This is a genomic window from Mesorhizobium sp. WSM4807 (assembly GCF_055811615.1).
On the sequence record NZ_JBVVQY010000072.1, the window covers coordinates 1 to 6671 of the forward strand.

The following is a 6671-nucleotide window of genomic DNA, read 5'->3' on the forward strand; positions in this document are numbered from 1 at the left end:
CCATGGCCGCCCCTCGCCTCAGAGTAAGGGCTGTTCTCTCTCCAGAGCTTTTTGCAGAACCTTCAGGACACTATCGCTTCGGCCCATGCCAAGTAGATGACATTTGTCTCCGACATCCAGTTCGCTGCCAGCCCAGCAAAAGCTTGGCAATCCGGGTGTCAGCGCAAGATTTATGCATAACGACAAGCTAGTCATCATAACAGGCCAGGCGTTGTCAATCAGGCAACTCGTGGCCAATTTAGGGTGGTCGCATGGCAAGAGGACACAGTCCGGTGATTGCCTGCTGCGACACACTCAAGTCGAGCGCTGTAGCCGCAAGTACCCGTTGCCGCGCATGGCTCTCATATCGGATTGTCGTAGAAGAGCTTACAGCAGATTTGTGGTTAACAGCAGCGGTACGTCGGCGCAATCGGCGGAAAAATTCAGCATGCGGCTGTTGGATGCAAGGATCGTGGATTGCACCAATGCGGTCGCCTGGATCCGTCTCATCAAGTCTGATCTCGAAATCGAGGTTATGCGTGAGGCCGCCGCGATTTCAGACGCGGCGATCCTGCGCGCCGCAGAGGCAATACGTCCCGGGGTGCGGGAAGCAGACGCCACTGCCGAAATCGCAGCAACCTTGATACGCGGTGCAAACGGAAAACCCGGAACGGGGATGGCGGGAATCAGCTTGTGTTCCTCACCGCGGACTGGAACGTCCCATATTTCGTGGAGCGAAGACGTCTTTCGAGACGGATCTCAGGTCAATCTTGAAATCGGCGGATCGCGCCATGGCTATTGTGCCGGGCTCATGCGCACGTACTCGATCGGCGCACCTTCGGATCGCCTGCGTGGTGTCCATGAGATCCAACTCGCCGGCCTCGAAGCTGCTCTTGAGACGGTCCGGCCAGGAGCTACCTGTAGTGATGTGGCCAACGCGTTCTATCGGACGATCGAGAGGGAGGGCCTCAAGAAGGAGTCGCGCTGCGGTTACGCCCACGGCATCGGCTGGACCGAGCCCACCGCGAGCCTGAGGGATGGCGATATGACGGAGTTGAAGCCGAATATGACCTTCCACCTGATGCTGGGCAACTGGATCGACGAAGATTTCGGATACGTCATCAGCGAGACGTTTCGTGTCACGACATCCGGCGCCGAGGTCCTGACGACAGCGCCCCGCAGAATTTTTGAGATCTAGATGTAGTCCAGAAAGATTGAGCGGCGCGACTGGTCATTTCGTTCTTTCTGGCGCTGACGAACCCGAACACACAAGCGGAACTGGTCTACCTAGGAGTCACATATGAATGGCACCGCCGCATCGGCACTTAATAAGCTCAGATGCTCAGACCTCCTCGAGCGCCGCGCGTTTGTTGGTGGTGGGTGGATGGAAAAGAACCGCACGCTCAAGGTCGTTGACCCAGCAACGGGTGAGGAACTTCTCGCCGTTGCCGCTTGCGACGAGAGCGACGTAGACCGTGCCGTCAGCGCGGCTCAGGATGCATTCACGGTCTGGCGCGACATGCTCCCTTTCGAGCGTGGTGGCATTTTGCGTACATGGTCTGCTGCCATCCGGGCAAATACGGACGATCTGGCAGTCATCATCACGGCGGAGCAGGGCAAGCCCCTTGCTGAAGCAAGGGGAGAAATCTTGTACGGCGCCAGTTTTGTCGACTGGTTTGCTTCGGAAGGTGAGCGGGCCTGCGGCGAAACGGTTCCCAGTCATTTGGCCGGAAGCCAATTGTCCGTACACATGCAGCGATTGGTGTGACCGTCGCCATCACGCCTTGGAATTTCCCCTCGGCGATGATCACCCGAAAGGCAGGAGCTGCGTTCGCAGCCGGCTGTACGATGATCGTCAAGCCCGCTCCTGAAACGCCACTCTCGGCGCTGGCGCTCGCTCGCCTCGCTGAGCAAGCGGGCATGCCCGCCGGAGTCCTCCAGGTAATCACTGGGGAGGCCCCGCCGCTTGCAAAGCGACTGCTAGAGCATACCGAGGTTCGCGCTTTCTCGTTCACCGGCTCCACGGAGGTGGCTCGTATCCTGCTCGCCCAGTCCGCGACGACGATCAAGAAGGCTTCGATGGAATTGGGAGGCCACGCGCCGTTCCTGCTTTTCGAAGACGCTCCATTGGATGCAGCAGTTGCCGGCTGCGTCAGTGCGAAGTTCGCAACGTCAGGCCAAGATTGCCTCGCCGCAAATCGAATTTACGTCCAGCGCGGCATCTATGACCACTTCGTCGAGGAATTCGCCAAGGCAACAGCAAAGCTCAAGGTCGGTCATGGTCTCGAAGAGGGCACGGATATAGGCCCGATGACGCGGCCATCTGTTGCCGAAAAAGTGTCGCCAGCAGATTTCTCAGGCGGTTTCGGCCGGAGCTCGCGTCGTCTTTGGCGGTCAGGACAGTCCGCTAAGCGGCAACTTCGTGACACCGACGGTCCTCGCCGACGTCACCGACGACATGCTTATTGCCAGGGAGGAAACCTTCGGCCCCGTCGCGGCAATCCTGCCCTTCGATGACGAAAAGGAGGTGCTTTTGCGCGCCAACAATTCCGAGAAGGGCCTCGCAACCTATGTCTATACCCGTGATCTCAACCGCGCTATGCGGCTCACTGATCGGCTGGAATACGGCATGCTTGCGGTCAACACTCCGAAATTCACGGGCGCGCCGATGCCCTTCGGAGGGTGGAAGCAGTCTGGGCTCGGTCGCGAGGGCTCAAGGCATGGTCTCGCCGAGTATCTCGAACCCAAATACGTCTGCATCGGAAATATCGCATCCTGAGAGAAAGCTTCGATCACCATCAACATTAAGGAAACTAGCGAAAAGGACCGTAATTCGGTCCTGCATCCTTTTACGCAGCTCAAGGATTTCGCGACCGGCAAGCTTGGTGAACCAACCATCGTCGAGACAGGCAAGGGTATTCGCATCCAGGACGCGCATGGCAACCAGCTAATCGACGGGTTCGCCGGCCTTTATTGCGTGAATGTCGGCTACGGCCGTGCCGAAGTCGCTGAAGCGATTTCGCGCCAGGCCTATCGTCCTGCTTACTACCATTCCTACGCTGCTGATACGACGGACGAACTCGCAATCCTCTCCGATCGCCTCGTAAGGACGGCGCCTGGCAAAAATGAGCAAGGCTTTCCACGGCATGTCCGGCTCGGATGCCAACGAGACTCAGGCTAAGCTCGTCTGGTATTATAACAATCTGCGCGGCAAGCCGAACAAGAAAAAGATCATCTCGCGTGAGCGTGGGTATCACGGTTGCTCTGTCGTCTCTGGTTCAATGACGGGCATGAGCTTTTATCACGACCATATAGACCTGCCGCTGTCGCAGGTCGTTCACACCGGTGTTCCGCATCATTACTGGGGCGCACACCCTGGCGAGACCGAACGCGAATTTTCCGCGCGACGAGCCGCCGAACTCGATCACCTAATCGAACGTCTAGAGCGCTTCGCCTTTTGACCGAATCTGGATTCCCAAGTTGGAGCAAATCAGATTCGATGTCTCGACCGTGTGGAGGTCGGGAGATGACGAAATCTTATTCCATGGATCTGCGAGAGCGGGCGATGGCCCGGCTTGAGGCGGGCGAGACGAGCTACCAGGTGGCTGCGGCGCTTAAGGTGGCGGTTTCGAGTGTGATCAAGTGGGCGGCGCGCAAGCGCCGCCTGGGCAGCGCGGCGCCCGGCAAGATGGGCGACCACAGGCCGTATCTGATCGGCGGCGCGCATCGGCTGTTCGTGCTGGGCGAAGTCGAGCGCGATCCGAACGCGACGCTTCATCAACTGACGGCAGCACTGGCCGAGCGCGGCCTCCATGTCCATCCTGCGAGCGTCGACCGCTTCCTGCATCGCGAGGGCAGGAGCTTCAAAAAAAACCGTTCTGCCGGCCGAGCAGCTCAGGCCGAAGCTGGCGCGCCGGTGCGCGCAATGGACCCGCTATCAGACCCGCATTGATCCAACACGCCTGGTCTTCATCGACGAGACCTGGGTCAAGACCAACATGGCGCCGCTACGTGGCTGGGGCGCGCGCGGCAAGCGGCTTGTCGCCCACGCGCCATATGGCCATTGGAAGACGATGACCTTCATCGCCGCGCTGCGACATGATCGCGTTGATGCACCCTGGGTGCTCAATGGGCCCATCAACGGCGAGGCCTTCCGCCTCTATGTCGAAACGCAACTCATCAAAACCTTGAAGCCGGGCGACATCGTCGTGCTCGACAATCTCGGCTCCCACAAGAGCGCTGCCGTGCGCGGCATCGTCAGGGCCGCCGGCGCGCGGCTGTTCTTCCTGCCGCCCTACAGCCCCGATCTCAATCCGATCGAGCAGCTGTTCGCCAAGCTCAAGCACTTCATGCGTCGCGCCGCCAGGCGAAGCGTCGAGGCCGTTCACAACGCCATCGCCGCAACCCTGAATGCCGTCACCCCACTGGAATGCCGAAACTACATTGAAAACGCAGGCTACAAGTCAACCTAAATGCGAAAGGCTCTAGGCCCGGACAATGTCGGCGCCTTCATTGGTGAGCCGGTGCTCGGCACAGGGGCATCACGCCTCCGCCGGAAAGGTATTGGGAGGCGATCCAGGCCGTTCTGAAAAAGCACGACGTACTCCTCATCGTTGATGAAGTGATCACCGGCTTTGGCCGAACGGGTTCCATGTTCGGCTCGCAGCATTATGGCATCGAACCAGACCTTATTACGGTCGCGAAGGGTCGTACATCAGCCTACTTCCCGCTCTCCGGCGCGATCGTAGGCGAGAAGGTCTATAAGGTGTTGGAAGACGGCGCTGGCAGGGTTGGCGCATTCTCGGATGGCTACACCTACTCAGGTCATCCGATCGGAGCCGCCGCGGCCAACGCGGTTCTCGACATTGTCGAAAAGGAAGACCTCCCTGGCAATGCGCGTGACGTCGGCGCGTTTTTCCAGGCGCATCTGACGAAAAATTCGCTCAGTTGGCCGATCGTCGGTGAAGTGCGCGGGGTTGGGCTTATGGGCGCAATCGAGTTCGTCGCCGACCGCCACAATCGGAAGCGTTTTGATCCGACGCTCAAAGTTGGTGCGCGAATTTCGAAGGCGGCCCGCGACCGTGGCCTTATCGCTCGCGCTATGCCGCACGGCGACATTCTGGGCTTTGCCCCGCCGCTCGTAGCAACGAAGACCGAGGTCGAAGAAATCGTTGCAATTGCCGAAAGCGCCATCCGTTTCGTTATGGATGAGCTCGTCCGCGAGAGTCAGAAAATCTGAATGTGCTGGAATGGCCAGAGTGCAGATCCACTGTGGCCATTTTCGACATGATAAGAGCTTTCTGAAGCAGACCAGGAGGCAAGTAAACCTCTGTCCACAGATCGATCGCTGCAGAGACGCTAACCATAAATCTTCTGTCGCTTCCATAACTCTTGCTGCTCGCGCGCTGAGGCTCATCCGGTCTAGAATTTTGTCAGGCATGGGTCGAAGCGAGACGGATTTCGGTTGGGCACTGGAAGCAATGTGTGTCGCGCTGCCGCATCCGTCGGGACGAATCGCACGAGTGCCGGTTACTATCGGGGAGCTACATGAACAAAGTCTATGGGGACGCCGGCTCTGCGTTGGAAGGTCTGTTGTTCGACAGGATGTTGATTGCAACGGGCGGATTTGGCCTTTGCGGCATCCCCGAGCTTTTGATCGGTGCGATCCGGGGCGGAGGCACCAAGGAGCTGACGATCGCCTCGAACAATTGTGGCGTCGACGATTTTGGGCTCGGCCTGCTGCTGAAGACGAAGCATATCAAGAAGATGATTTCGTCCTATGTCGGCGAGAACGCCGAGTTCATGCGCCAATACCTAAGCGGCGAACTCGAGCTCGAATTCAGCCATCAGGGGACGCTAGCTGCGCGCGCCTATTCCCGCCTCGCGCAAGGCGCTGGCCAAGGCCGGCTGGTCGGTCGGCGATCTCGACCTGGTCGAGGCCAACGAGGCCTTCGCCGCCCAGGCCTGCGCCGTCAACAAGGACATGGGTGGGATCCGTCCATCGTCAACGTCAACGGCGGCGCCCTCGCCATCGGCCATCCGATCGGCGCCTCAGGTGCCCGCATCTTCAACACGCTGGTTTACGAGATGCGCCGCAGAAGTGCCAAGAAGGGCCTCGCCACGCTGTGCATCGGCGGCGGCATGGGCGTCGCCATGTGCGTGGAAGGGCTGAACTGAGACGGCCGATCGGTGAGGTTCCACCTCGCTTGTCGAAATCTGACCTGCAACTCCCTAGAGCGTCCAAAAGGAGATATGGACTGTGTGCAAAGACAGCTTGCGAGCTTCGTGCGGGCTTGGCGATGAACATCGAGCGGTGATCGCCCAGACCCCGTCACCCGTTGGCCTCGGCGCCGCGGCGGGCAGCACGGCCTCCGGAGGTGAGCGATGCTAGCCTCCCCCACTAGTTTTTTGCAGAGCGTCGACAAGAACTTCCGTCATGCGATATCCTTCCTCGACCTGCCTGAGGGGCTTGCCGAGCGGATCGTTCAGTGCAACTCGACCTATACGGTGCGTTTCGGGGTCAGGCTGCGCGGCCGCATGTACAGCTTTGTCGGCTGGCGCTCAGTGCACAGCGAGCATTGCGAGCCGGTCAAAGGCGGCATCCGCTTTACGCCAGACGCCGATGCCGAGGAGGTGGAGGCGCTCGCGGCCCTGATGACGCTCAAATGTTCGCTGGTCGATATGCCTTTCGG

At 59.4% G+C, this 6671-nt stretch carries 4 protein-coding genes and 4 pseudogenes; all 8 read left to right on the forward strand.

Translation table 11 applies throughout. The annotated features are described in order from the left end of the window. Window positions 1-427: 427 nt before the first annotated feature. Window positions 428-1177, forward strand: a complete 750-nt coding sequence (locus AC0L3N_RS33365; RefSeq protein ID WP_473551905.1) for a M24 family metallopeptidase — start codon at window positions 428-430, stop codon at window positions 1175-1177. 186 nt (window positions 1178-1363) lie between these two features. Further along, window positions 1364-2250, forward strand: a pseudogene (locus AC0L3N_RS33370) (aldehyde dehydrogenase family protein); the annotation flags it as partial. Between the two features lie 55 nt (window positions 2251-2305). Next, entirely contained in the window at window positions 2306-2758 is a 453-nt protein-coding gene (locus tag AC0L3N_RS33375; RefSeq protein WP_473551908.1) for an aldehyde dehydrogenase family protein, read from the forward strand. Between the two features lie 12 nt (window positions 2759-2770). Further along, a pseudogene (locus AC0L3N_RS33380) lies at window positions 2771-3422 on the forward strand (aminotransferase class III-fold pyridoxal phosphate-dependent enzyme); the annotation flags it as partial. An 83-nt stretch (window positions 3423-3505) separates the two neighbouring features. Continuing rightward, a protein-coding gene (locus AC0L3N_RS33385; protein ID WP_473551910.1) for an IS630 family transposase occupies window positions 3506-4451 on the forward strand; the annotation gives its coding sequence in 2 pieces (ribosomal slippage) (window positions 3506-3844 and window positions 3846-4451; 945 coding nt in all). 12 nt (window positions 4452-4463) lie between these two features. Beyond that, window positions 4464-5218 (forward strand): annotated as a pseudogene (locus AC0L3N_RS33390) (aminotransferase class III-fold pyridoxal phosphate-dependent enzyme); the annotation flags it as partial. A 308-nt stretch (window positions 5219-5526) separates the two neighbouring features. Beyond that, window positions 5527-6084, forward strand: a pseudogene (locus AC0L3N_RS33395) (CoA transferase subunit A); the annotation flags it as partial. Between the two features lie 279 nt (window positions 6085-6363). Further along, a partial coding sequence (locus AC0L3N_RS33400; RefSeq protein ID WP_473551913.1) for a Glu/Leu/Phe/Val dehydrogenase dimerization domain-containing protein occupies window positions 6364-6671 on the forward strand: 308 nt, incomplete at its 3' end.